This window comes from Porphyromonas crevioricanis, from assembly GCF_900476255.1.
GTDB lineage: Bacteria > Bacteroidota > Bacteroidia > Bacteroidales > Porphyromonadaceae > Porphyromonas > Porphyromonas crevioricanis.
This window is the reverse complement of record NZ_LS483447.1, coordinates 1,261,725-1,287,790: the sequence shown is the minus strand read 5'-3', so window position 1 is coordinate 1,287,790 and position 26,066 is coordinate 1,261,725. Positions and strand designations below refer to the sequence as shown.

General features: G+C 44.4%; 17 protein-coding genes. 1 reads left to right on the top strand and 16 read right to left on the bottom strand.

Going from position 1 to position 26,066, the window contains the following annotated elements; all coding sequences use genetic code 11:
• Window positions 1-25: 25 nt before the first annotated feature.
• Window positions 26-1,636, top strand: coding sequence for a S41 family peptidase (locus DQN70_RS05590; protein WP_023939413.1), 1,611 nt, complete (start codon window positions 26-28; stop codon window positions 1,634-1,636).
• A gap of 1,432 nt (window positions 1,637-3,068) precedes the next feature.
• On the opposite strand, the gene DQN70_RS05585 is transcribed toward DQN70_RS05590, so the two are convergent.
• From DQN70_RS05585 to DQN70_RS05505, 16 genes are all read right to left on the bottom strand, one after another.
• Window positions 3,069-5,039, bottom strand: coding sequence for a helix-hairpin-helix domain-containing protein (locus tag DQN70_RS05585; protein WP_158441727.1), 1,971 nt, complete (start codon window positions 5,037-5,039; stop codon window positions 3,069-3,071).
• A 97-nt stretch (window positions 5,040-5,136) separates the two neighbouring features.
• The gene (locus DQN70_RS05580; protein ID WP_023938792.1) at window positions 5,137-5,880 is read right to left on the bottom strand and encodes a 2-phosphosulfolactate phosphatase; all 744 of its coding nucleotides are present in this window, start codon (window positions 5,878-5,880) and stop codon (window positions 5,137-5,139) included.
• A 230-nt stretch (window positions 5,881-6,110) separates the two neighbouring features.
• Complete coding sequence (gcvT, locus tag DQN70_RS05575) at window positions 6,111-7,196, bottom strand: glycine cleavage system aminomethyltransferase GcvT (protein ID WP_023938790.1); 1,086 nt, start codon at window positions 7,194-7,196, stop codon at window positions 6,111-6,113.
• Between the two features lie 97 nt (window positions 7,197-7,293).
• Window positions 7,294-8,427: a methylmalonyl Co-A mutase-associated GTPase MeaB gene (gene meaB, locus DQN70_RS05570; protein ID WP_023939416.1), complete on the bottom strand. Its 1,134-nt coding sequence runs from the start codon at window positions 8,425-8,427 to the stop codon at window positions 7,294-7,296.
• Window positions 8,428-8,482: 55 nt separating this feature from the next.
• Window positions 8,483-9,604: a DUF1573 domain-containing protein gene (locus DQN70_RS05565; RefSeq protein ID WP_042120657.1), complete on the bottom strand. Its 1,122-nt coding sequence runs from the start codon at window positions 9,602-9,604 to the stop codon at window positions 8,483-8,485.
• A gap of 16 nt (window positions 9,605-9,620) precedes the next feature.
• Complete coding sequence (locus DQN70_RS05560) at window positions 9,621-10,001, bottom strand: DUF1573 domain-containing protein (protein ID WP_023939417.1); 381 nt, start codon at window positions 9,999-10,001, stop codon at window positions 9,621-9,623.
• Window positions 10,002-10,158: 157 nt separating this feature from the next.
• A complete protein-coding gene (locus DQN70_RS05555) occupies window positions 10,159-12,414 on the bottom strand; it encodes an ATP-dependent Clp protease ATP-binding subunit (protein ID WP_023939418.1) in 2,256 nt (751 codons plus the stop codon).
• A gap of 146 nt (window positions 12,415-12,560) precedes the next feature.
• The gene (locus tag DQN70_RS05550; RefSeq protein WP_023939419.1) at window positions 12,561-13,322 is read right to left on the bottom strand and encodes an adenosylcobinamide-GDP ribazoletransferase; all 762 of its coding nucleotides are present in this window, start codon (window positions 13,320-13,322) and stop codon (window positions 12,561-12,563) included.
• A 793-nt stretch (window positions 13,323-14,115) separates the two neighbouring features.
• Window positions 14,116-14,454, bottom strand: coding sequence for a DUF2149 domain-containing protein (locus DQN70_RS05540; protein WP_023938779.1), 339 nt, complete (start codon window positions 14,452-14,454; stop codon window positions 14,116-14,118).
• A gap of 11 nt (window positions 14,455-14,465) precedes the next feature.
• Window positions 14,466-15,056: a MotA/TolQ/ExbB proton channel family protein gene (locus tag DQN70_RS05535; RefSeq protein ID WP_023938778.1), complete on the bottom strand. Its 591-nt coding sequence runs from the start codon at window positions 15,054-15,056 to the stop codon at window positions 14,466-14,468.
• 38 nt (window positions 15,057-15,094) lie between these two features.
• A complete protein-coding gene (locus DQN70_RS05530) occupies window positions 15,095-15,805 on the bottom strand; it encodes a hypothetical protein (protein ID WP_036887481.1) in 711 nt (236 codons plus the stop codon).
• A 96-nt stretch (window positions 15,806-15,901) separates the two neighbouring features.
• Complete coding sequence (locus tag DQN70_RS05525; protein WP_023939424.1) at window positions 15,902-20,293, bottom strand: cobaltochelatase subunit CobN; 4,392 nt, start codon at window positions 20,291-20,293, stop codon at window positions 15,902-15,904.
• A 33-nt stretch (window positions 20,294-20,326) separates the two neighbouring features.
• Entirely contained in the window at window positions 20,327-22,501 is a 2,175-nt protein-coding gene (locus DQN70_RS05520) for a TonB-dependent receptor (protein WP_023939425.1), read from the bottom strand.
• A gap of 238 nt (window positions 22,502-22,739) precedes the next feature.
• Window positions 22,740-23,357 (bottom strand): HmuY family protein, encoded by a 618-nt coding sequence (locus tag DQN70_RS05515; RefSeq protein WP_023939427.1) that lies wholly within the window; start codon window positions 23,355-23,357, stop codon window positions 22,740-22,742.
• A gap of 206 nt (window positions 23,358-23,563) precedes the next feature.
• Window positions 23,564-24,901 carry a DNA recombination protein RmuC gene (locus DQN70_RS05510; protein WP_036887473.1) on the bottom strand — a complete coding sequence of 446 codons (1,338 nt, stop codon included), beginning with the start codon at window positions 24,899-24,901 and terminating at the stop codon, window positions 23,564-23,566.
• A gap of 4 nt (window positions 24,902-24,905) precedes the next feature.
• Window positions 24,906-26,066 carry a dicarboxylate/amino acid:cation symporter gene (locus DQN70_RS05505; RefSeq protein ID WP_036887705.1) on the bottom strand — a complete coding sequence of 387 codons (1,161 nt, stop codon included), beginning with the start codon at window positions 26,064-26,066 and terminating at the stop codon, window positions 24,906-24,908.

Below are 26,066 nucleotides of genomic sequence, written 5' to 3'. Positions count from 1 at the left end.
TATACAAACCTCCTATCTATCTTCCATGAAAAACACACAACGCATCTCCCTGCTTCTTTTTATCGGACTTCTTTTTTGCCCACATGCTTGGAGTCAGTATAGAGAACAAATGCTGTCCTCCATGAGTAAAATAGGTCAGTCAATTCGGTTGATACAAGAGCTGTATGTAGACTCCGTGGACACAGACAAACTAACAGAAGATGCAATAAGAGGGATGTTGGATAAACTGGATCCTCACTCAGTCTATGTCAATGCAGAAGAAAATAAAGATGAATTGAGTGCTCTCGAAGGGAAATTTAGCGGTGTTGGTATACAATTCAACCTACTGACCGATACGCTGTATGTGGTACAAGTAATTCCGGGGGGGCCTTCAGAAAAAGCAGGATTGATGCCGGGAGACCGTATTTTAGCTGTAGATGGAGAAAACATTGCGGGGGTTAAGATCAAGAACTCTACGGTGATGCATAAACTTAGAGGGGACAAAGGAACATTGGTGAGACTTTCGGTGCTTAGAGGGAAAAGAATTCAAGATTACGTCATTACACGAGGAGATATACCCATCCACAGTCGAGAGGCTGCATACATAATCCCTGGCACGAATATTGGCTATATGCGATTTAGTCGCTTCAGTCTTAATACTGTGGAAGAATTTGAAGAAGGGATAAATAAACTCCTCTCTTCTGGTATGCAATCTTTGATTATTGACTTGAGATATAATGGGGGTGGTATTATGTCTGCAGCAACTGAGATGGCAAGCTATTTCTTGCCGGTGGGAAGTAAGCTTCTTACAGTGAAAAATAATAGGAAGCCTTTCTTCAATGAAGAGCTACGTGTGGAGAAACGACAAAAAATCAATTTGCAAAGGCTCCCTCTCATCGTACTTGTAAATGAATACTCAGCATCGGCCAGTGAAATATTCAGTGGGGCCATACAGGACTGGGATCGTGGATTAATCATAGGCAGACGTAGCTTTGGTAAAGGATTGGTACAGCGTCCCGTGCCTCTATCCGATGGCTCTTCTATCCGAATAACAGTGGCTCGATACTACACTCCATCGGGAAGGAGTATACAAAAACCCTACATCAAGGGGAATGCACAAGCCTACGAAGAGGATATATATGCACGGCTCAAACACGGTGAACTCATGCATGCTGATAGCATCAAATTCCCAGATTCTCTCCGTTACCAAACGCTTCGCCAAAATCGCTCCGTCTACGGTGGAGGAGGCATCATGCCCGATATATTTGTTCCTTTGGATACAACCCGCTTCAACTCCTTGGAAAAAGAACTGCTGAATACAGCTTCTCTGATAAGAGTTATCCCAATCTATTTGGATACAGAGCGAGCAAATCTACTAAAGACTTACCCCAAGGCGGCTCAATTCGTAGATAATTACAACCTCCCAAATACCCTCATCGACTTACTAAAAAAAACAGCTGAAGAGAACGGAGTGAAGTGGAATAAGCAACTTTTTGCTGAACGGGAAAAGGAAATAACTACTATGCTAAAGGCTTATATCGCTCGTAGCATATATGACGAAGACACATTCTACAGTCTAATAAATCAGCAAGATCGAGAATATCAAGAAGCCATTCGTATCCTGTCAGCAGGAAACAATCAGCCCTCCCGTCCTTAGTGTATATCGGTTAGAGAGACAAAAGTTACTCAGAGACGCTTATCTCGGAATCAGTCAAGGATTTCAGAGAGATCCTAGTATCCGCATATCTTTCAATCCAACTCACTGCAGAACAAAAAGAAAAGGCTTCCCTTGGAGAAGTCTCATTTTACTATAAACAAATAACTCTGGCCTATGCGCTGCAGCAGCAAAGCTTTTGTAAGGCCTCCTTTTAAGGAGACGGGGTGACACTCGAAGACCTTGTAAATCTGAACATCCCGAAGGAAAAATGTATTTCCAAAACCTATGTGGAGGTTGTAATCCTTTGGAATATCAGGGAGGAAAACTTCTGTTGCACAGCGGCTTTATTTGGGAGATATATGGATTCATACTTACAATATCTATACACTTGCCGACAATAGTCTGACAATAACCAAGGACTCCCGGACAAAGTAAGAGAGCTTTTTGGGGGATCGAATGAGACTCTTGACGAGCATTTCATCCATCGGAACGATCAACTGATTTACCAAACAAATGAGAAACAATACAGTCTGACTGATCAGCTAAATCTGAAATTGGAAGGGTACAAATACTCTGGAATGAACAAAATAGAGTATAAACAAATGATACTCTCTCCTGATGGGTCTTTACGTTGTAGCAACCTCCTCTTTATCTGATTTGACACACGATCCTCTTTGCATTGCAGATACGGATGGAAGTAATCAATGAACCTTATCCAAGGATAGTGCGATAGAATCGGTTGCTCCACAGTGGATTGAGAAGAAGCTATTCTTTATAGATGTGGACAAAGATCTAGTCACAGAAGAAGATTCGGACTGCCAAACATCATTATACGTCACAGATCCAGATAATGGTAATGCCAAAGGATGAGCTTTTGGTTCGATAAAACAATCGATATTAAATATCCAGCCAAAGAGAAGCAACTCTTCCCAAAAGACGGTATCTAACCTCTACAGAGAGAATATAAATACGTCTATCGGAGTGAATGTGTGAATGAGAGGATTCGATATGCTGGGAGTATTAAGCATAGACTAGGTATGAGGAGAACATGATATTCTTCTCATATCTCGGGAATTTCTCTCTTTCTACTTTCTTTCCTAAAATAACTTGATATGAGGGCAACTTTTTCGCTCCTCGTGCCTGCTCATTGAACCTTTCTTTCATTAATACCTTTTTCCATGCAACGAATACTGTTCATTTGTCTTTTTATTTTTTCCCTCAACCCTATGTTTGTCAATAAACATCCATGGGAGAAAGCACACAAACTGTTTGGTGTGGTCAGAAACTATGGAGCACAGATCCCTCAGAAGTAAATATGACTTCCTCTAACTCCTATAGAAAACCTCTCTACTTCTCCTTTTCAAAAGAGTCAAAAGCTATTCTGAAGGGCAAAAAAAGTTGCCAGATTAAGAAAGGAGAGTGTAAATCCTAATTAGAGCACGGAGTTTCGAGTATAACTCAAACTCAATGTAATGGCTGATTGGGCCTTTGTATCTGTCGGAGTTTGTCGTACCCTATTGTGTTCGGCCTTGAGTTGCAACCTAAAGGCTCGACCAATTCGTAACTCTCCCCATAAGTAACACCTTCCCCCCTTACCATGAACTCCGGTAAACTGTGGCATTAGCTCGATCTGTCGCTCTGAAAAGAACAGTCTACCAACCTCCGAATGAAAGAGGATTCCTCCTAAACAAAATCTGAGTGAGTTATCAAAAAAAGAGCAATTAGCTCGAATCCCAACGGCATAACTATGCTTATACCTAACTTGCTCCCTCTCAATTTTCTTACTTCCATGGAGATATCGACCCTCTAAACAAGCATTCCAATTCTCTCCTTCTGGGTTATAGACGAAAACGGATGAAAGACCGAGGTTGCTTTGCCCTTTCCGTTCTCGAAGAAAAGAGGCTCGAAACTTGGTGTTGAAAACCGATGATTTCACAGGAGAAAGTTCCAAACGCAATCTATAACCACTACTATTTTCTTTTCTTCGATAACGAGGTACCAGAGTTCTATAGAGGTCTATTTCGGAAAAAACTCGAAACCTACCAATCTCTTCAGCCATTGACAAGAGTAATCCCTGTTCATTGCCAATGCCTGTAAAGTGTGTCGAACTTCTCCCGAAATAAGCCCAATACTCCTTTCCAAAATGTCTCAAAAGACAAGAATACTGACCATTGTTCGCAGCTATGTAACTCATAGCTTGTAAGAAAGCCACAGATCCGAATCGATCTAAAGCAGCTTCTCCATATACAGACAATCGGCCACTACCTGAACTGTAGCGATAATAAAAAGAAGAATTGGCTAAAAGAGTAGGATTTTTCCACTTTTCAGGACGGTTACGCCCCGGTGGTCGCAATAAAGCAGAACCACCCCAGTCATAGATATTTGTCAGGAAACCACATTCCACCTGAGTATCGGCATAATGCAGATTACCTATAAAACTGCGCATATTCACATTATGCCGTGTATCCAACTCTACCTTGTTTCTATGAAGTCCGCTGTACTTAAAGCTCTGAATTATCTTCTTACCATCTGAATGCAACTCCTCTCGAGCATCAAGTCCAGTCCGTGAAGCAGCCAAAGTTAAAAAGAGCTGCTTGCTTCCCAATGAGATAGCAATGCCTCGTTGATAACTATTCTCCGAAGCAGAAAAGGAATGAACTAGTCCTCGTCCTATACGATCCGATCGAGATGAAAGAAATCCAATAGATTGATTGCATACCAATCCATAACCCAAAGAGAGGCGAAAATCTCCCAACACAAGTTTGCGTAATTTGCCAAAGTCGGAAAGCATTAAATGAGCAGAATAGTGATCAAATCCACCAAATCTACGAATATCAAAAGGCTCTCCCGGATCTAAATCGCCTACCAATCCAGCAGAGAGACGATTGCCAATACGATGTGCAGCCTTAAATCGCCAAGCTGAGGAAGAGCCGAGGTAATCGGATTGTTTGTCCTCCACAGGCAAAGGTTGCCTGAAACCAATTTTCAACATTGAACTCCCTTTTTGCTGCAATAATCCCGAGAAAGTTTGTCTCTGCAATTTTGGAACTACGATTACAAAGGGACGCACCAAGTCCAACGTATGAGGATCCCAACCCGGAATAAGTTTCAGATCCCATATACTACTTAGTCCATTGGGAAGACGGTGGATATAAGCAATAAATTGACGAATCTGAAAATCGCTCAGAAAAGGTAATTCCCTAAGATCTGACTCCAAGGCTTGATTTAGATCTATAGGATTAGCGATGAGCAAATGAAGTTTCTGAATAATCAGTTCAGCCTCCTCTACACTCATGTCTGTTTGCTCGACCTTGTCCATTATCTCAGAAAGCCATAAAGAGGATTCTGTTTCTTGAGCTTGAAGCAAACAAAAACCCTGCAAAGCAACAATAAGGAAGAGCATTGCTCTTTGCCACATCCGCAACACTTGCTTCACAATTCGACAAATAGACATAAGATCCAACTAAGAAGCCTGCTGATTTGCTATCGATCCGACCAATCTAGTTACTCGTACAGATATATCTACCATCCACGGAACGAACGATTGGAAGCACTGCTTCTGGTTGCGGGACAAGACAAAATGGAACATCCTGTGCTACACCTGCACATTCCATTCGCTGGTAGTGTTCTGACTGACGTATATAGTCCAACAAATTCTCTCCCTCGGCACACTCAGAAATCCATAGGTCACGCATCATGCGTGCCGAATCTCCTAATGAACAACAAATGCCGATCTTTTCCATATTCCAAGCCAGAGCACCAGCAAAAAGACAATCTTCAGCTCCGACTGTATCTTCCCAACCCGCAGCCAGAACCAATACGTCTCTTTCTGTTCTATCGGAAAGGTAGCGCACAATGGTCGGCAAATTCACATAAGCACCTATCAACACTTCTTTTGCTCCTGTTTTAAAAGCAACATCCACGCATTTGGTACCATTCGTTGTGCTAAATACTATGCTTTGCCCTTGCACTTGCTCCATCTTATAATCGAAAGGCGAATTGCCGAATTGAGCAAACGAACAACGTTTAGCATGTCTCTCTGCTCCTACCAACCAACCGGCTTCCTTGTAACGCAAAGCCTCCTCCAACTGAGCCACAATGATAATTTCATGAGCTCGATTACCAAGAGCAGCACAAATAGAAGAAGATGCTCTCAATACATCTATGACTAATACGATCTGTGGATTTTCTTTTCGGAAATAAGCCTTGAACTGAGGGGCAGAACAACAAAGATCTATACGCATAATAGGAAAGGGAAAGAGTTATTTCTTGCAAGGGAAGAATCTTATAACACATAAACGGCAGTATTGCTTTCCTCCTGCTTCTCGGATTCAAATATCCAGCTCTTCACGAATTCTGACATACTTAAAAAGGGACTGTACCAAAATCTAATTTTGACACAGCCCCTACAATATCTACAAAAAGGAATAGCGTATCGTATTCCGAGCAATCCTTGGCTCGGTATACATTCCTCTCACTTTCTAAAGGGAGTCTTTACAATCTCGGCTTTTAATATCCGGTTGCGTATGCCTATACCAATTTCATTGCCAATCTTGGTAGCTTCTTTCTGTATATAGCCCATACCGATACCCTTTTTCAGACAAGGAGACATTGTACCAGAAGTTACGATACCGATCTTATCTCCATTGGCATCAAGTATGTCATATCCCTGACGAGGCACACCTTTATCCTTGAGTTCAAAAGCAATCAGCTTGCGCTCTGTTGCGCCATCCTTGTGCTGCTGCAAAAGGGTTCTGCCAGGAAAATCTTTGCCATCAACGAATTTGGTAACCCAACCTAAACCAGCCTCAATAGCTGAAGTTGTCTCATCTATATCATTACCATAGAGGCAAAAGCCCATTTCCAAACGCAAAGTATCTCGAGCACCCAAACCACAAGGCTTAATGCCATAGACTTGCCCTATCTCAAAAAGAGCATCCCAGATTTTCATTCCATAATCTGGGTAGAAATAAAGCTCAAAACCTCCAGCCCCGGTATAGCCAGTATTGGATATAATCACATTGGGGCAACCTGCTACCTCTCCTACAGCAAAGGTGTAGTAGGGGATTTTAGAAAGGTCTGTATCTGTCAATTTCTGAAGCAATTCTGTTGCTTTGGGGCCTTGCAAGGCTAGCTGTGCACACTTGTCCGAGCCATTTTCAAGCTCTGCACCCATTTCGTTATGCTGCTGACACCAAGCCCAGTCTTTCTCTATATTGGCTGCGTTCACAACCAAAAGATATTTGTCGCTCTCATATCTGTACACCAGGAAGTCGTCTACAATCCCTCCCTTATCATTGGGGAAGTAGCTGTATTGCACTTTGCCGACCTCCAATTTAGATGCATCATTGGAAGTAACTTTCTGTACAAACTCAAGGGCTTTTGGCCCTTTCACCCAAAATTCTCCCATGTGAGAAACATCAAACACACCCACACCATTGACTACAGCTAGATGTTCGTCAATGATGCCACTGTATTCGATGGGCATATTGTAACCTGCAAACTCGTGCATCTTGGCTCCAAGAGCGATATGTTTATCTGTAAATGGAGTCTGTTTCATTTCTTGTATTGTTGTTTATCTTTTCTTGGTCATATTCCTCGCACTACTGCCTCAATCAGGCAGACCAGCCTCGAAGGTAGTCAATTTGAGAGGAAGATCAAAGCAATGTCTGTCCTGTATGTTGCCTTATCCAGCAGAAATAAGACTCAAGCAAAGTTTCTGCCGCCTGAAAAGGGGTAATGCTATCGGATAGAACTTGCCCTTCCAAAAGAGGAAGTCGCTCAGAGATTTTTTCATTTCTGAAAAACGAATCTCTCAAAGCCTCTTCTATTGATTCTCGCAGCCACCACTTGGCCTGTTTTTGCCGCTTGTGCAAAAAATAATCACTATCGTGTGCATGATGTCGATAGGCATCTATCATATCCCAAATCTCCTTAATGCCGATTCCATAGTAACCGGAGTAAGTCAAGACCCTCGGTTCCCAACCCGATTCGCTTTTCGGGAATAACCTCAGCGCATTACGAAAATGGGAGGCAGCCAACTTTGCCTTGTCTATATTATCTCCATCAGCTTTATTGATGATAATGCCATCTGCCATCTCCATGATTCCCCGTTTGATACCCTGTAGTTCGTCACCCGTACCTGCCAACTGTATCAACAAGAAAAAGTCTACCATCGAATGAACAGCTGTTTCACTCTGCCCCACACCTACGGTTTCCACGAAAATGGTATCAAATCCTGCAGCTTCACACAGAATAATTGTCTCGCGTGTCTTACGAGCGACTCCGCCCAAAGAACCAGCAGAGGGACTAGGACGGATGAAAGCATTCTTTTCTCGACTCAATTGCTCCATTCGTGTTTTATCCCCAAGTATACTTCCCATAGAGACTTCACTACTGGGGTCAATAGCCAGAACCGCCAACTTGTGTCCCTGCTTGATGATATGCATCCCAAGTGTATCTATGGAAGTACTTTTGCCCGCCCCCGGCACACCAGTAATCCCGATACGCATCGAATTACCAGAGTATGGTAGACACTTTTCTATGATCTGCTGCGCCATCTGTTGGTGAGCAGGAAGCTGGCTTTCTACCAGAGTAACAGCCCTGCTAAGCAGAGTAATGTCTCCAGCCAATATTCCGCGCACATAATCATCGACTTCAAGACGAGCTCGTTTGATTCGCTTGAAGTAGGGGTTGACTATAGGCACATCCCTCACTCCTTTGTTTACTTTCAGTCCCTTGTATATGTCTTCATTCTCGGGATGTGCAAACTCTTCGTGTTCATCATGCATATTGGCCATATCTCAGATCAAATAAAGCGAGAAAAAACGAATAGGTATAATAATGTCAATGTTTAATCGAGAGTTTGACCTTTACTCGCCTAAGCGGAGCATAAGGGTCATTGCATACAATATTGATATTAGGAGCAATGGATGCCCACCCTTTTTCTTTCAAAGTAGAAGGTAAGACCCGTATTTTCAATATTCCACTGGTTCCTTGGGTTATTTCTTCGGGATAATCCAAGATCTGCACAGCCGGATTATCACAGTTAAGATTTCTTAGTTTGAGGAGGCCCTTTCCAGTATTTCTGATCTCTACCTCTACTTGTTGTTCAGGACTTTCGGCAGGCAAAGTCCCCAAGTCAAAATAAGTATTGAGATCCATCCTCGGGGCTGTGCGGATCATCTCCTCTCTATTTTGGTAAAAAGAGAAATCTTCCACTACAGTAGATCGGGTCAAGACCCGTCCACGAAACTCTTTTCCTTCGTTGTCAAGAATGATAAGTTCTACTGGTTCGTTATGCATACCGATCTCTGTATCGGACAAAACCTTGAGCGAAAGTTCCAACTCTGCAGGTTCGCCAGGCGACAACTCTATTACCTCTGGATTGACCTCTATAAGACTGTTCTTAGACTGTACAGACACCTTGACTTTTCCGCCATTAGATGTATTGAGAAGCATCAGACGTACACTGGAAGTCCGGTTTCGAGATGTTGTCGGAAACAGAAGCTCTGTTCGGCTCAACTTGACAGGCCCTACCTCAGCAGAAAATTGACCTTTCTCTCCTCCTCCCAATGTAGTCACATAACCCTTTATGAGAAGGTCTTGCTTGGTCTTTGTAGCATTGCTGTAGACATATACACGTTTAACGAAAGCTCCTGGTCTGCCTGCTGGGTCATAAGATACTACGATTCTACCCTCTGCACCCGGCTCAATGGCTTCCTCCGGCCAAGAAGGACTTGTGCAACCACAATCGGAATTGACACGTGTGAGCACCAAAGGAATTGTCCCTGTATTGGTAAATAGGAACTCACAATAGACAGATCCTTTTTCCTCAGCAATGTTGCCAAAGTGATGTATCGTATCTTGGAACGACAACTCAGCCTTGCCTCTTTGTTGGGCAAACAAGCTACTCCCTATAAGCAACAGAGCCACCAAAAGGCAGCTCCGTATATGTTTGTTTATCATAAGCATTCGAGACAGATTATTCTACCTTCCCCTTGATCTTAAGAGTGAAAGCTCCATCCTTGCCATTACTATACACCGCTATCGTTTTGACAAACGAACCGGGTCTACCCGCCGGGTTATAGGTTACAGTAATCTTACCCGACTTTCCAGGAGCAATAGGCTCTTGCTCATACTCCGGTGTCGTACAGCCGCAAGAAGCTACCACACGAGTAATCACCAAAGGGGCCTTCCCTGTATTATTGATGGTAAACACATGAGATACCTTGCCATTGGCTTCCTTGATTGTACCGAAATCGTATTCTGCCTGTGTTGCCGAAATCTCGGCTTTACTGTTTTGTGCAGCTGCTACTCCACAAAACAGGAGCATCATGCTGAGAATGAAAACTAACTTTTTCATTGGTTATTCCTTACTTACTTTATTACTCTTTCAATCTACCAATATCATAATCCCGGATCGAAGTTTTAGCTACACACCACTACGACCCCGGAGACAAAGGTATAAAAACCACTCTGAACCTCGATCTCCACCGATCTTAGAAGAGTAACGAAAGATCTTATTGGGCATCTTTCTCTACTGCTTGCCGAAATTTGACCATCTTCGCTGTCTTCGCCTTGCAACTGATCTTATCATCTTTGTCAGTAGAAAAGACTACATCCTGCTCTTTCTTGATTTTACCGGAAAGAATAAGATCCGTCAACTTATCCTCTATCTCTGTTTGCAAAGCTCGCTTGAGAGGCCGAGCTCCATACTGCACATCGAAGCCGATCTTGGCAATTGCATCTCGAGCTTTATCATCTACCTGCACACGATAACCGGCCTTCTCCACTCGATGAAGAATATCGACAAGCTCTATATCTACAATCTTTCGGATACTTTCCGGAGAGAGTTGATCGAAAAGAATAATTTCATCAAGACGGTTGAGAAACTCCGGACTGAAAGTCTTGTGCAAGGCTTTCTGTATCACAGATCTGGAATATTCCTTGTTGAGAGATTCGTTGCCAGCATCCTTAAACCCGATACCAAAGCCAAAATCTTTGAGTTGACGTGTTCCTACGTTGGAGGTAAGAATAACGATGGTATTCTTGAAATCTACTTTTCGCCCCTCACTATCAGTTAGACATCCCTCATCCATTACCTGTAGAAGGATATTGAATATGTCATGATGGGCTTTCTCCACCTCATCAAGCAAAACCACCGAATAAGGTTTACGGCGTACTCGTTCGGTGAGTTGCCCTCCTTCCTCGTATCCGACATAGCCTGGAGGAGCTCCCACGAGACGACTCACGGAAAACTTTTCCATATACTCACTCATATCTATGCGGATCATGGCATCTTCAGTACCGAAGAGCTTTTCGCTAAGTTTCTTTGCCAAATAGGTTTTCCCTACCCCTGTAGGACCAAGAAGCAAAAACGTACCTATGGGACGCTTTTCGTTGCGAAGCCCCAACCTATTTCGCTGGATAGCTTTAGCCACTTTCTCAATAGCTTCGTCCTGACCTACAACCTTCTTCTTGAGTTCATCAGCTATTACACGTAGTCTCTCATTCTCAGCCTCGGCTATACGTTCCATCGGCACACCGGTCATCAGTGCAACCACTCTGGCGATGTCCTCCTCTCCTACAATTTGTCGTTGAGAATCCATCTGTTTCATCCAATCGGTCTTAGCCTGCTCTACCTGCTGCTGCAACTGTCTCTCTTTGTCTCTAAAAGAGGCTGCCAGCTCATAATTCTGCGCCTTCACTGCATCGAGCTTCTTCTGTCTGACTGTTGCCAGTTTTTCCTCCAAAGCCTCCACCTCTTCCGGTGCCTCCACATGTGCTACATGTACGCCCGCTCCAGCCTCGTCTATGGCGTCTATGGCCTTGTCTGGGAAAAATCGGTCATTAACGTAGCGATTGGTCAGCTCCACTGCAGCCTTGATAGCTCCATCTGTATATGTAACATGGTGGAAGTCCTCATACTTAGGCTTAAGGTTAGCAAGAATCGTAAGCGTCTCTTCCTTCGTGGTAGGATCAACGATAATTTTCTGAAAACGACGCTCCAAAGCTCCGTTTTTCTCGATCGACTTACGGTACTCATCAAGCGTGGTTGCCCCGATACATTGCACTTCACCTCTTGCCAGGGCAGGCTTGAGTAAATTGGCTGTATCCATGGAATCTTGTGTTGAACCAGCTCCTACAATATTGTGCAATTCATCAATAAACAATATGATCTCGGGATGTGAGCGCAATTCATCTAAAATGGCTTTTATTCGCTCCTCAAACTGCCCTCTATACTTTGTACCAGCCACCAAAGAGCCCAAATCGAGGCTAATAATTCGCTTGTCATAGAGTACGCGACTAACCTTGCGCTCCACAATATTCTGAGCTAACCCCTCCACGATAGCACTCTTACCAACTCCCGGCTCTCCTATCAACACAGGATTATTTTTCTTACGTCTACTGAGTACATGCACCACTCTGGCCAACTCACTTTCTCGCCCTACCATAGGGTCAAGCTTGCCCTCTCTGGCCAAACGAGTGATGTCGGTACCAAAAGATTCCAAAGCGGAAGTTTTATCCTCACCTCCCTGAGCAGGCGGAGGTGTAGCATCTCCACGAAAAGAATCGGAAGCATCTTCCATATCTTCACCATCATCATCTGAATCGTTATTATCGTCGTCCTCGTTTTTGTTATCCTTATCGAAATCGAAGATATCGTCCATATTAGGATCGAATCCATTTCTGATGAATAGTGAACGATCTGCCGGATCGATTGTCTGGGGGAGACTTATCGACTTTTTTCTATCTATAGCTGTTTGTTTTGTCATAGCATACTTTGTTTTGTCACGTTGTCTTATCGGGTTCATTCCCGAAGTACTCTCGGATACTGCTCTTCGTGTTCTACACTCATCAGCTCCTTTATCATAAAGGCATTGCAAAGCTCGTGCCAAGCCGACTTTTACAATCTACGTCCTTACCCAATCGGCCAAAGGCGCAGCAGAGGGATAAGAATGACCGGAATCGATAATTCCGACAAAAGAAATACCGCTCCACAGCAATCTCCCGTATAGCCACCTATCCGTCGCAGCATGATATAGACAAGCAGGAGGGTGATCAACACCGGTCCTATCAATCCGATAGCCACATAAGGATTCACGAAGATACAAAGGGCAGCAAACGGAAGCAACCCTCCGGCGAGACTGATGAAAGTCTCCGAGAGAGAGAGAGAGCTGTAGAGGACTTTGGCTTTGCAACTCTCCACATCCCTTGCATAAGGCAAAGTCATAGTAACCAAGGCACTACAACTCCTTCCGATAGGATCGAAAGCAAAGAGACACCAAGAGAGTGGCAACAGCCTGCCCAATTCATACCATAAAGAAGATAAGAGGAGGAAATATCCAATCAGAGAGACTACCCCATAGGTTCCGATGTGGGAGTCTTTCATAATGCGTAAGACACCCTCTCTGTCCGTACCTCCACCGAAGCCATCGAAAAAGTCCGCCAATCCATCTTCATGCAGACAACCCGTGATCAACAATCTGGAGATAATAGCAAGAATAATCCCTACCATTGGACTAAATAACGTATCTCCCAGAGCATAACAACCGGCCATAAGACCTCCGCTGATCCAACCCACCCAGGGGAAAAAGGTAATCACTCTGGCAAAAGTCTCTCGTGAAGGAGAACCTAACTTCCACCATGGCAAACGAGTAAAAAAAATAAGAGCTGCCAGCATATAATTGTCACTTTATCAATCAAGGAAAGACTTTCCCAAGCCGGCAATTAATTGGCTTGTGACTCCCCACTTTCGGCTATGTCCGAAAACACAAGGTGCATATTACACAACTTCCCTTTTGTCTACTACCTATTTTGGAGCAATGCTACGCAAACGGCCTTACAAAGGTAGGAATATTCCTTCTTCGGTTCGAGAACGAAAGGTTCCTCTCCCTAGTCACAACAACCCTACGAAATCGAGTCAAAATCAGTCTTTTTAAATCCTCTTTTTAGAATACCCAAAAAACCTATTCATCTGCATCTCGAGAAATTCTAAATCATATCAGGTAGCTACTGAGATTTTCGCATAAAAGGAAAAACCATCTATGGATATACGGAAGTATATTTTCCACCTATGGAAAGTATATTTTCCACCTATGGAAAGTTTGTTTTCCACCAGAGGAAAATAAACCATGTAATGGGTAGAAGTAAATCTCCATATATGGGAGGATTTTGACCGATGCGCTTGTTAAGGATGGAAGGAAGTATCCAAAAAGAGAATTCAACCGTGGATAGTTTTGCTTTCTCACGTTGGAAAGTATGTTTTCCCACGTTGGATATAATTTTCAATCCTTCTCTGATCAAACAAAATCGTAACCAAAAGCCATCCATAAATCCCGAAAAAAAGAGCCAACGCAATGCTCACAAAAGAAATACCAATGCGACACAATCAACAGCGAAATGAAAATCCCTCGAACAACATCCGACAGACTTCGTTCGAGGGAAAGACTTAGAAAGAGCGGTATTGACCTTTTCTATTCCGGTACGTAGATGATTTCTCCATTTTCCAATTCGTAGGCTATCCCTACCTTTCGTCCCTTGGTACCGGTAGCATCGGATTTGTTTTCTGATGGAGTATAGTGTTCAATCTTATCTCCTTGCTTTGTGATAATCTCCATATTTTCCTTCCCCGGATTTTTTACCATGGTAAAATCCTCCCGGCTAAAGATTTCGTTCATGCTGTACTTTGTCACAAGAGCTACCATCAAAGCTACCGCAAACACCATAGCCACGTCGAAAAGATTGGCTACTTGCGATACGGGGTCTTCATCTTCCTCTTCTACTGCGTATTTCTTCCTATGATTACGTCTCATGGCATATCGTGTTAGTTATGATTTTCCATCAAGTCGGATACCAACAAAAGACGATTCATATCTCTTTGCATCTGTGCTGTGGCAGGTCGTTTGGCGGCATAACCCACAGCTCCGGCAAAAAGCCCTATCACCGTTGTAGCAAATGCTACCTGCATATTGTAGGCCATGGAGGCAATATCGCCCGAAGCCAACCCTACCAAAGCTGGCCCCATAGGAATAAGGGTACCCATAAGCCCCAAAGTAGGGCCAAATTTGGCCACTAAAGAGATTGAACTCATTCTTTTCTGAGCTTGCAGCTCATACTCACCAATGAGATACTCCCTTCTGGGTCTATCGGCAGAGAGGAGCATTGAGGTATATCGAAGGAAAAGACTCGGATTCTTTACCCCCTCCAAATAGCCCTCCAAACTCCCCAAGTTGTGAGACTCAAGCTGAGAAAATAAGGGTCCGAGTTTTTGTTCGCTGCTCCTGCGAGCCTGATAAGCTGCAAAAAGACTGCCCAAAATGAGCAGTGATTTGGCAAAAAGAAAGATGAGCCCCACGACTACTGGTATAAGCAAGCCATTGGAGATCCAAAACATGATGTCGGAAACGTACTTCATATACTTGAATTAAATGTTGTAAGTGATCTGTAATGTGGTTAGTAAAGACTGGAACGCCGTCTCTGCCAATGCTCTCTCAAGCGATGATAAATAAAGCCCATGGCAATGCCCAGAAATAGTATTACGAGTGTGAAAGCAAAATCCTGCAACTTATACCCCTCCTTCATCTCCGGAGCTGCCACGGAAGCATTGTGGCGTATCAAACCCATCGCTATAGTATATAGAAAAATGAGCAGAGAAAGGAGTATTACCAACTCGGAACGAAGAGAACCTCCCCTCCCCAACATCTGTCGCAACAACGGTCCGGAAACAGCAAAGACAACGAATATCACAACAGATAGACCTATCGAAAGGGAAAGGAAAGAAACGCCCAAAGCTGAAAAGAAGAGGTGCAACTGTATATAAGCAATAGCAGGTAGCACCAGTAGAGATGGGCAAAAGCTGACCACTATGGCGACTGCACGCTTAAGACGATGAGTAGGCAATTCTCTTTGATGGTAAATACAGAAATAGACTGTCTGTATCAGGTCGATCACAATGAGCAGAGAGATATTACCAATCGCTTCGGATGAAGAGAGCATCCTCTCCACTTCCAGTCTATTCAACATAAGGGCCGTAGCATGCATAAACAAAGGAACAGCTGCATAGGCCAAAGCAACGATGAGAGACACCCGCACAGAGTAAAAACTCATCTGTAGCATCATCTTGCAAACAACGACAACTACCAAAAAGAGCAGTAGCGTATTCATATCATATAAGTATTCGCACAAGGGAGAGCTGCCTCTGTTTTGAGCAACGACAGCTCTACCTGTTTTTTGATATAATAGTGATGTGACGTAAGTTTTTTACTCATCCGCCTTCTTTTTCCGGCGCAACACATATATAATGATCAGCACCACGACAAAAAGGACAGCTGCTATGGGCACGAGATAACGAGTATAATCTGCCCCATTGGTCAGATTTTGTCGAGCTTTGTCTTTCTCCAGGACAACAGCTTCCCGATCGCTCCGCCCTGTCTGCTCCGCCAACTTATCTTCAAAAGCCTTGCGCTGACTCGCATCCAGTTGCTCTCCGATGAAAGACTGCAACTTATGGTTCTGACCTGTAAATGCACCATCCGCTCCATATTTACTTGTCATTTCGGCATTGATTTCGGCAAGTTTCTTGCGTTGAGCCTCACTGGCAGGCCAATATCCCTTTCGGATTGTCTCAAGCATTGTACCCGTAAGCTCCTGCAATGCTGTGGGATTTTTATCTTCGAAGAAGTTCGCCACTCCCAGATTATGCTTGTCTTCGATATACACATCATAGATATCTTGCCAAAGTTCGTGATCTATGGCATTGGGTTTCATTACATTCCAGCCATAGGTATTGCGCACTGTTTCGGAAATAGCATCAGCCGATCCTGCGCCCTCGGCAATCATTTGTTTGATATAGGTAGGATTGAGAATTGTAGTACGAGCCTCTATACCGATAGCCGTCTTGATTTCCTGTGAGCGTGCGCGATGCCGATTCCTCAAATCGTTGAGATAACCTTCCGGATCTTTACCAGTCACCTGACGCACAGTGAGAGTAAGTCCTCCCATGAACTCATACACGTGGTCCAAGCTCAAGGCTCCCCAAGTGTTGCTCTGTCTGGGTTGAATCACAACATCTGTATTCTGCAAAGCAGCTTCGAAAACACCTGCTCGGAATGCTCCCCAGTCTTTTCCACTACCATACACAGCCCCCATGTTGTTGAGATAGACCTGGGCAATCTGACTCTCGTCTTCCCATCTATCTCCGGCCTCTACCATCCCTTGAATGTTAGTTCCATAACCTCCATTGAGGGCACCAAACACACGCTGTGTAGAGAGATCTCTGGCCTCTTGCGGAGCAAAGCCTTTGTCAAGCAAAATTCGCTCGGCAGCTTGTCTCCCCTTAGCCACAAAGTTGTCCCCATCTTTATCTCCTGCTTCGGCAGCCATCTCTACGGCTTTTTGTATCAATTCCAATCTGGAAGCAGCTAGATCCCGCAGCTGTCCTGAAGTCTGCACAACTACGTCTATACGAGGTCTTTGCAACTCTGAAGCCGGGATCAGCTCCAAATCCAAGATACGACCAAAACGGTCTGCTATGGGGCGAACTCCAAGAAGATAGAATATCTCGGCTATTGTAGCTCCTTCACTCTCTACAAAACTGCCACTCCAAAGAGTGAAGCTAACCTTCTCTGGATATTTCCCTGGGTGACGTCTGACATAATCAGCGAGCATCTCTTCTGCCATTTGTTTTCCTTTCTCAATAGCTGCCGCTGAAGGAGTAGCTTCAGCATTGATCGCATAGAGATTACGTCCTGTGGGTAAGGCGTTAGGATTAGCTATAAAGTCTCCTCCGGGAGAGGGTGATGTATATCCACCTGCCAAAGCATTGACCATCGCATCCAACTCTTTAGAGGGGCTCTCCTGCAAATAAGAGCGGTATAGAAGAACATTTTGTATCGTCTCTTTGAGTTTTGCTATGGCATTGGCCAACTGTACATCTTGCTTGCTGTATTCCACATCCTTTCCTTGCAACTGTTGTTGCATAGACATCCCTTGTTGAGGATGTCTGGAAGATGGTAAAGAAACGGGAGGCATTTGCCCCATGGTCTTTCCAGCGGTGGATGCAGTGGGCTTAGCTCCAGCCTGCGTTTTCTCCGGCGTAGAAGAAGGCTTTTGCGACTTACTATCTTTACCCATGACTTTCCCTTTTGCCATATTCGGGTGTCCGGCCATCCCCTGAGGCTTGCCCTGCATATGTGGCATCTGCCCAGACTTACCTCCGATGCTACCCATACCAGCTGGAGCTTTTCCTTTACTTCCACCCATTACGGACATCATGGAGCCCATCATAGCCATTTTAGCATTTTTCTGCTGACTCTCCACGGCCTCAGACAAAGTCAAATCCGCAGCTGTAATACCCATCTGTCTGAAAGCCGATGAGAGATCAATATGCCCAGAAGCAAGTATCGAGGATACCAATTTCATGGCTGGACGGTGGAAATGTGTAGAAAAGAAAGAGCCTTTGAGTTGTTTGTCCGTTATGCGACCCTTCAACTTAGCTACTTCCGCAGCCGAATAGGCAATAGGATCCACGGCCATTAGCACAACCGAAGACCGTATCTTTCCTGCATCAAAGGCTTCTCCCAAGGTGTACATTCCTCCACTGATCTTAGCATCTGCCAATTCAGCTGCGAAGTTGTCTATCAATTCTATCTCATCGCGACTAAGAGGTTTGGAGAGGGTAGTATCTATCCGCAATTCTCTCAAAATCCCGTTTTTTGCTGCCTGAGCTTTGATACGGGCATTGAGAGAGGACTCGTCATGATCATGACTCAAATAATGGCTTGTCAACTCAGTGATAGGCGTAGCTTGTGCATCCAAACCGGTATGAATAAAACCGGGAGTAAGGTGACTAATAAGCTGGGCATAGCTGCGCCGTTTGGCTATTACGCCCTCTCCCACATTACCTATTGAATAGAGATAGAAATGTGGTATATCAGCCACAATCGCATCGGTCCAATCTCTCTCGGAAAGCCCAACCTGCTTGCCGGGAATGAACTCCAAACTACCGTGTGTTCCAAAGTGGATGATGGCATCTGCCTGGAATTTATGTCTGGTCCACAGATAGGAAGCCAAGTAATGATAAGGAGGCAAAGGATTGGAACCGTGTGTCAAGCGGAAGTCATCTTCTCCGCCTCCACCCATCCCGGGCTGAGGAAGCAGAGCAATGTTGCCAAGCTCTATCCGACTCACGGCTATACTACCTTCTCCCTTCCCATTTCGTACCATATAGCCACCTGGAACCTCTCCATATATCCTTGCGAGGGAGTCTACCAAATCTTCTGGGAAATCATTCTTGAGATCTTTGGAAAACTCAGAAGCGGTGTACCAGAAAGGTACATTTGAAGCCAAATATTTCTCCACCTCCGTCCGTGCAAATCCGGCAGGGAAACTGCCACGTTGCTGTATCAGCTCTTCCAAAGCCTTGGCCGAGGCAGGCAAGCCTGCCACGTTGTAGCCCTCCGATTGGAGACGCAAAAGCAAGTTGTAGAGAGATGTCGTAGCCTCCATCCCGGCTGCAGAAAGAGCAGCTTTGCCAGCCCCCTTATAGTAATAGATTGCAAGATGTTTCTCTGCATTGGGTTTGTCCCTGAGACTTAGATAGCGTTTGATAGAGGAAACAAAAACAGAAAGACGATCGGGGATACAATGGAACTCATGGAAACCTTCCTTTCCTTCGTACTGTGCGATCAATGCACGGGACATCAAGGCTCCATCTATCTCAGGCATCACAATGCTTTGGCTCAACATTCCTCCACTCATTCCTCTCGAATCAGCTAGCCAATCCTCGTGAGTACCTGTAACAGCCAAAGGAGCAAAGACAGGGATATTATTTCTGCGGAAATAATCGACAGCTGCATCTGACTGCATCATGGAAAACCTACCATGTGGCAGATATACAACTGCATCGGGCTTGATCTCCTCGAGCAATTCTATGCGTCTGCTGAATGAACTGAGAGGATAAACATTAAAATGAGCCTCCCGAAGAGCCTTAATCAATTCGTCGAGCTGATCTTTGTTGGAATTGAAAGGCCCAAAATTCCCGGTAAAAAGAGCTATGCGCTTTCCTCCTTCCTGGTACAGTTCTTTATTTTTGAGAAAATTAGTGTAATCTGTGAGTGTTGTATCTATACGTTCATCGAACTCATTGAAAAAGACATTATCCGGAATATCCACAGCAGCAACAATAGCATCTCTGGTTATAGACTTTCCAAGAAGCTCATGACGAATAAAATTCAATCCGGAACGGTAATTGCTTCGTCCTCCCTTGAGAAGATACTTTTTTAGAATTTCAAGCTTACTTTCCTCTATGTTGGAGAGGTCATTGCTTGGGTCTATAGGCATGAGCGAAGCAAAAAGGATGTTTTTCTCTTTCAGTTTGAGGATTTGCTCTCGCTGTTCATCTGTCAGTCGAATGCCCATAGCAAAAATGAGGGCAGCATCACAGTTTTGCAACTTATCCAATTCGTCCGTTCCAACTTCTACAATACGTATAGGATCGTCCGCCACCGACTTGGCCATGGCACTGACCTGGTAGGCCGGGAAATTGACTAAAGCTACGGTCGTTTTGCGGGGATAGAGCCAAACAACCAAACCGACCACAACTATTGTGGCCAATAAGATGAAGACATAAGCTTTGGAAGAAAGTCTTTTCATAGAAATGATGACTAAGTAAAAGATGATGTGATATTACAGCGTTATGGAAACTTTACCAAAGAAGCTGCGACCGGGGCTGAGAGGAGCCAAAGAAGAAACCTTGTCTGTCGCATAGTCGAGCAAATTGTCTATTCCGAGAACTAAGCTATAGCGTTCCCAAAAACGCTGGTTTACAGCTAAGCGCAGTATAGCATAGCCCTCATAGCTAATGGGTTCGGCTATGCGTTCTTGTGTTTCCGAGTTGGTTGATACGATAGATGTATTAAGGCGAGAGTGGTACCGCCCCATAATGGAGGCGTCCAATTGATAATTTCTCCTGGAGAAGGTATAGGATAGCTGAGCTGTAAGACTATGCGGACGCACACTGGAGACATTCACATCCTGGTCTTTTACCTTCACAGTAGAACGTTCATACACATAAGCATAATTTGTCGAAAGACGGAAACTGCTTATTGGCCTCCAGATCATGTTTGCTTCTATTCCTCCAAGGGGACTCACTCCGGAGATATTGTCGTAATGCAAGTTTCCAGACTTGTCTTGAAGCATCACGATTTTCCTATTGAAAGAGGTATGATGAGCAGTCACAGATGCGGAGAAATCCCTACGGCTGTATTCCCCCGACAAAGTAAACTGATTAGCCGTCTCCGGTTTGAGATTTTTGTTACCGGTTATCTTGAAGCCGGGACCATTCTCATGAAACCAATCGAAATTTAGCTCCGTTATTGTTGGGGCTTTGAAAGCATGTGCATAACCCGCACGAATATTAATTTTTCCAATGCGGTACATCAAACCTACTTTAGGCGATATATGTACACCATAGTCAGAATGGAGATCCGAACGAATACCATAGAGAAGAGTCAGACTCTCCATTGCCTGATGAGAGAGCTGTACAAATGCCACACCAGAATGAATGTATTTATTCTCAGCAAAATTGCTTATCTGGAAACTGCGCATACCCTCCAAGTGGTATTCGGCTCCGAGATTGAGGCTGAACTTGTCAGCAATATTACGGTCATTCTGCAACCTGAACATAGTCAGGGAGTTGGTGTAGGCAGTGGAGTCCGAAGAAGAATCCTTTGGGAAAGCAACCCCCCTCTTAGTATAGTCCTGGTTAGCTGTGAAGGTATAGCTGTTGTCCTCATCTTTCTTGTAACAAGCAGACAAATAGCCGGAAATACTACCATTAGTATTTCTCTGATAGTCGCTGATGTATTGAAGTCGATAGGAGTAAGAGGCATTAGCTTTAATACGAAGAACATCCGATGGTGTCCACTGCAGTTTCTCCCCAACACGATATGTCTGATCACGAGGGATCCGCTGAAAGTCTTTCTTATCCTTGTCATAAAGGCGGTACTCCGCTGCATTTCCGTAGGAGAGAGAGGTAGTGCTGCGTATCAATTTCGTCTGACAGCCCAATTCCCCATAGGTTGTGAAATGATTCGGCTCACTATAGCCAACAGAGGCCAATGCAGATATAGGTTTGTTGCTGTTTTTGGTGATGATGTTTATCACTCCCGCTACAGCATTTGAGCCATAGAGAGCACTACCGGCTCCTCTGATTACCTCTACCCTCTCTATCTGCTCCGGGGTAAGCCTTGTCAAGTCTATATTCCCATTATTTTGTCCGGAAACTTCCTCTCCATCTATAAGGAATAAGATGTAACCTGATTCAAACCCCTGCATACGCACAGAGATATTGCCACCATGGGTGGAAAACTCCACTCCCGGAATCTGATACTCCAGAAGTTCCTTGATGCTGGGAGCCGCTATGCGTTCAATGTCTTTTCTCTTGATAAGCTGTGTTACAACCGGAGTACGCACCAAAGCGTGCTCAGCACGAGTAGCAGTAACGAGCACATTTTCCAGACATCGATCTTCGCTTTGGAGGGCAAAGTCCACCTGTATATGATCTCTCTTATCCAAATCGATTTTCTTTTCGCTTACAGCATAGCCGAGCATACTTGATACAAGCACTATTTGCCTGCGCTTGCCGTCTATACGACAATTGATCCGAAATCGGCCATCGGCCTCCGTTGCTCCGCCTTGTGTAGTTCCCTTGATATACACATTGGCTCCGGCCAGAGGTTGTTGATCGGATCTATCGGTTACTCTACCGGATATTTGTATGTTGCGACTTTGCGCGAAAGCTATGTCTGCCACCAAAAGGAACAGACATACCAAAGCACTCACTCTCCCTGCTACCTTCATGAATCGTTGAATGTGATATTGATTTTTCTGTCGAAAGCATCCACCTCGACAGATTGGGGGAAAGGCGATGTATCATAAAATATGCAATGCAGCATTACATTCGACCTCCCAAGGCTAAACAACACACCACAAATGTATTTCTTCGTCCTTCAGCCCCTACTTTTTGCCTATTCTGACACACCTTAAGGGGCTGCACCAAAACATCCATTTTGATACAGCCCCTACCTACATATGATGATTAGATTTCTTTGTAGCGGAAAGATAGTGTTCCACCTTTCTTGCCTCTAGCATTGACAGTACCGGTTATTTTGAGTTTGTACAGTCTTTTACCATCGGCAGAGTGGAAGAGATACACAGTCTTGTGTGCCTGATACATGGCAGCTGAGCCTTCCATCATCTTGTCCATATCAACGATGTAAGTCTTGTGTGCTGCCACCATCTGTTCAGCTTCTACAAAGTCCATATCACCGACATTTTGCCAGCGAATAACTTCTTTTCTGTTACCCGAGAATGTATATTTCCCTTTCCCATCTACTTTGTCGAAGTCTTCTTCCCCGGTCTCAGCCATGTCGGCTTTGCCAGAGAATCCGTCAGCACCATTGAGCTGTACGTGTTCGCGATGGAATGCTATATCCCAGTCTTTGCTCTCGGCAGGGTTTGCCACATCTACCACTTTGCCTTGCTCAAAAGAGAAATACACCCATTTGCCGTAAGCTGTGGCATTGAGATATTCTACTTTCTTCTCCCCTTGCTTTTCCCGTTCTGGTTCTTGGGGTTCATTTTTTTTCTTGTCACATCCAACGGCCACTGCCATAAAAGCTGCCAGAGCCAAAAGAACTAATCTGACTTTACTCATGTCGCTATAAAATTATCGGTTACTGTATGTATTAAGTCAAGGCTGAAACACTACTCCTCCGTAGCGATGGCAAAGGTCTGTTTCCTCCCTTCTCCACTAAATACCTACAAATCGTTATTTATAACCACTGTTTATCCCTTTCTTTTATGATTTATTAGTTCTGGATGATAGGTTTAGAACCTAAATTAAGGCCTTATAGGAACAAATTACTCTTCCTCAACATCATTATTAACAGCTGTAGGCAAACGTTTTCCGGGAGTTACTCCCAACTTTACAAGCTGATCAAACTGTCTGTGTAAGTTATCTTTCCCTCGGGAGAAACGCTTTCTGGTTTCCAATATCTGCTTTTGGGCCACCTCTATACTATTCTCTACCTTGCAAAAAGACTCATCTACAAGCACCAGCTTGTCATACATCTTAGCTACCCGATCCATGATCTCTTGCACATTTTGCTGTTGCTTATGCATAGCCCACATATCTGACACAAGTTTGAGTACGGGTATGAGTTGCAGAGGGCTCACGAGCATAACTTGCTGTTTGTATGCTTCCTCCCAAAGCTTATCATCGTAACTGATAGCAGTCTGCAAAGCCCCTTCGATAGGGACAAAGAGTAGAGTAAAGTCCAAAACATCGGAATAACCGGCCTGCCTGAGGTGGGCTGGATAGGCCTTTGAGGAAAGCTCTCTGATATGAGTTCGCAAGCTTTTGATATGCTCGCTCAAATAGAGCTTGCGACTTGTATCATCCTCGCAATCGTAGTACTTACTGTAGGCCGTGAGAGAAACTTTACTATCAATGACGAGTTGTCGATTCTCCGGCAGAGTTACTATCACATCCGGTCTGAGACTTTTCCCTTCCTCTTCGCTTCGCAGCAAACGACCATCTGCTGTGCGCACGGTTTGTTGCTTTTCATAGCTCCAATGCTCTCTAAGACCGTTGATTTCAAGCAGTCTCATCAACACAACCTCTCCCCAATCTCCTTGTATCTTGCTATTCCCTCTTAATGCCTTGGCCAAGTCTGAAGCATCATGACCGATCTTTCCAGTTTGCTCAATCAGCAGACGGATCTGCTCCCCCATCTGTATTTGCCCTTTTTGCTGCTCGATGCAAGCTTTTTCCATACTCTCCCGATAGCTGTTGAGCTGTTCTCTAAGAGGGGTAAACAGAAGCCCCAATTCTTCTCGCTGTTTACCGGCCAACTGAGTGGCACTACTATCCAAAAGACGCTGAGAAAGCAACTCAAACTCTTGCTTCAATTCCAAACTGATATGCTCAGACTGATTTTGCAACTTCTCCACCTCCTTTTGCAAGTAACTGCGCTCTGTATCAAGTTTGGCTAAGCTGGTTTCCAGAGAGATACGTTTGTTTATTTCGGCAAATATGCTCTCCTCTTTAGTCTTTACCTCAGCAGCCAACCTTTCGCTTTGCTCCTGCATTCGTATGCGTTCCTGATCTACCATATGGCGAATATTCCTCAGACGTAAGTAAAGCAATAGGGAAGTAATCCCAAATAGGAACAATAGGATATAGAACACTAAATCCATTGTATTAGAGGCGTTTATAGTATTTGTCTACTATCAATGCAATGGCTCCATCACCCGTAACATTGCAGGCGGTACCGAATGAATCCATTGTGATGTAAAGGGCAATCATCAATCCGAGATCTGTCTCGGAAAAGCCCAAGATAGATTGTAGAATACCTATCGAAGCCATGATGGCCCCTCCGGGCACCCCTGGAGCTGCAATCATAGTGATACCGAGCATGAGTATAAAACCAAAGAATAGGCCAAAATCATAATTCAGCCCTTGCATCATCATCAAGGCAACGGCACAAGCTACAATCTTAAGTGTAGACCCAGAAAGGTGTATCGTAGCACATAGAGGAATAGCAAAACCCGATACCTCTTCGCTCACTCCATTCTTTCGAGTTTGCTTTAGGGTAATAGGGATTGTAGCAGCCGAACTTTGGGTGCCAAGAGCAGTAGCGTAGGCCGGCAACATCTGTTTGAGTAGAGTGAGAGGATTGCGCTTCACTACCGCACCCGCTATAGAGTACTGAATCAACAGAAGTAGAATATGCATCACGAAGATCACACCGATGATCTTGAGAAACACCTGCATTACACCGGCTACCTGCCCCATGTAAGTCATATTCAGAAAAATTCCGAAGATATAGAGAGGAAGCAAGGGGATAATGACGGAGGAAATCATTTTACCGATTATCTCCTCAAAGTCAGTAGCTACCTCCATCAAGGCTTTTCCCCGTATATGAGACATCCCCAAACCAAGAATAAAGGCTAATACAAGAGCTGTCATCACCCCCATCAGGGGAGGCATATCCACAACAAAAAAAGGGTTGATAGCTTCGTTTCCTTCCGTGATATGCGTCTTCGCACTGGGGTCTATCAAAGAAGGGAAAACTGAGGAGGAGGTCCCATAAGAGATCAAACCCGAAAAGATCGTAAAGCCATAAGCCAATGCTACCGTGATCAGAAGCAAACGCTTCGCACCGCTACCCATTCGTCCAATAGCTGCACTGACCAAGCCTAGAATAATGAGAGGGATTACGAAGCCCAAGAAGTTACCGAAGAAAGAGTTGAAAGTAACAAACACTCGCACCAATACTTCCGGTGCTTTCAATCCTGCGACAATCCCCAAAGCGATAGCTATCAGTATGCGCCCGAGGAGACCGATACGTACCTTTTTCAT

Bases quoted from the DNA above. Each gene is read 5' to 3' on its own strand.
- DQN70_RS05535 (WP_023938778.1), bottom strand. From the start codon at position 15,056: ATGAAGTACGTTTCCGACATCATGTTTTGGATCTCCAATGGCTTGCTT.
- DQN70_RS05520 (WP_023939425.1), bottom strand. From the start codon at position 22,501: ATGAAGGTAGCAGGGAGAGTGAGTGCTTTGGTATGTCTGTTCCTTTTG.
- gcvT (WP_023938790.1), bottom strand. From the start codon at position 7,196: ATGAAACAGACTCCATTTACAGATAAACATATCGCTCTTGGAGCCAAG.
- DQN70_RS05555 (WP_023939418.1), bottom strand. From the start codon at position 12,414: ATGACAAAACAAACAGCTATAGATAGAAAAAAGTCGATAAGTCTCCCC.
- DQN70_RS05505 (WP_036887705.1), bottom strand. From the start codon at position 26,066: ATGAAAAAGGTACGTATCGGTCTCCTCGGGCGCATACTGATAGCTATC.
- DQN70_RS05525 (WP_023939424.1), bottom strand. From the start codon at position 20,293: ATGAAAAGACTTTCTTCCAAAGCTTATGTCTTCATCTTATTGGCCACA.
- DQN70_RS05560 (WP_023939417.1), bottom strand. From the start codon at position 10,001: ATGAAAAAGTTAGTTTTCATTCTCAGCATGATGCTCCTGTTTTGTGGA.
- DQN70_RS05550 (WP_023939419.1), bottom strand. From the start codon at position 13,322: ATGCTGGCAGCTCTTATTTTTTTTACTCGTTTGCCATGGTGGAAGTTA.
- DQN70_RS05510 (WP_036887473.1), bottom strand. From the start codon at position 24,901: ATGGATTTAGTGTTCTATATCCTATTGTTCCTATTTGGGATTACTTCC.
- DQN70_RS05580 (WP_023938792.1), bottom strand. From the start codon at position 5,880: ATGCGTATAGATCTTTGTTGTTCTGCCCCTCAGTTCAAGGCTTATTTC.
- DQN70_RS05585 (WP_158441727.1), bottom strand. From the start codon at position 5,039: ATGCTCTTCCTTATTGTTGCTTTGCAGGGTTTTTGTTTGCTTCAAGCT.
- DQN70_RS05540 (WP_023938779.1), bottom strand. From the start codon at position 14,454: ATGAGACGTAATCATAGGAAGAAATACGCAGTAGAAGAGGAAGATGAA.
- DQN70_RS05590 (WP_023939413.1), top strand. From the start codon at position 26: ATGAAAAACACACAACGCATCTCCCTGCTTCTTTTTATCGGACTTCTT.
- meaB (WP_023939416.1), bottom strand. From the start codon at position 8,427: ATGCATGATGAACACGAAGAGTTTGCACATCCCGAGAATGAAGACATA.
- DQN70_RS05565 (WP_042120657.1), bottom strand. From the start codon at position 9,604: ATGATAAACAAACATATACGGAGCTGCCTTTTGGTGGCTCTGTTGCTT.
- DQN70_RS05530 (WP_036887481.1), bottom strand. From the start codon at position 15,805: ATGAATACGCTACTGCTCTTTTTGGTAGTTGTCGTTGTTTGCAAGATG.
- DQN70_RS05515 (WP_023939427.1), bottom strand. From the start codon at position 23,357: ATGAGTAAAGTCAGATTAGTTCTTTTGGCTCTGGCAGCTTTTATGGCA.